This is a genomic window from Salinimicrobium oceani (assembly GCF_012037645.1).
In genome coordinates this window covers 1-487 of record NZ_JAAVJR010000491.1, presented here as the reverse complement: position 1 = coordinate 487, position 487 = coordinate 1, and the positions used below count along the sequence as shown (strand labels likewise).

At 40.5% G+C, this 487-nt stretch carries 1 protein-coding gene; it reads right to left on the bottom strand.

All coding sequences use genetic code 11. The features are described 5' to 3' along the window. Window positions 1-129: 129 nt before the first annotated feature. Window positions 130-487: RagB/SusD family nutrient uptake outer membrane protein (locus tag HC175_RS17880; RefSeq protein ID WP_168139615.1), on the bottom strand; the 358-nt coding region annotated here is incomplete at its 5' end.

Sequence of the window (487 nt, the reverse complement as noted above, 5' to 3'; positions counted from 1 at the left end):
TATTACCGGAATTGACTGTTTCCAAAAAGGAAGTATCATCGTCTATTCCGTCTTCCATACTACAACCTAAGATTGCAAGAAAACTAAATAGGCCCAGTATAAACTTAAATTTTTTCATGTTTTTCATATTTATTGATACTGCGGATTTTGCTCAATTATTGTATTCTCTGTTTCCCTGTACGGAATTGGAAGAATTTCATGTTTGCCTGGCACAAATCCTTCATCAGATAAAAATTCAGCGGCCCTTCCGGTTCTAACCAGGTCAAAAAATCTATGACCTTCTCCTGCTAATTCCAATCTACGTTCTCTATAGATAGCCTGTAAAGAAACTGGTACGCTTGGCAAACCAACTCTGGCTCTTACTGCGTCTAAAAGCGCCTGGGCTCTTGCACCTGTTCCCCCAAGAGCTTCAGCTTCCATTAGGTAAGTGTCTGCAAGACGTACAACATAGAAGTTTTGACGATAGTTCAGGATAGGTTCTCCGGCA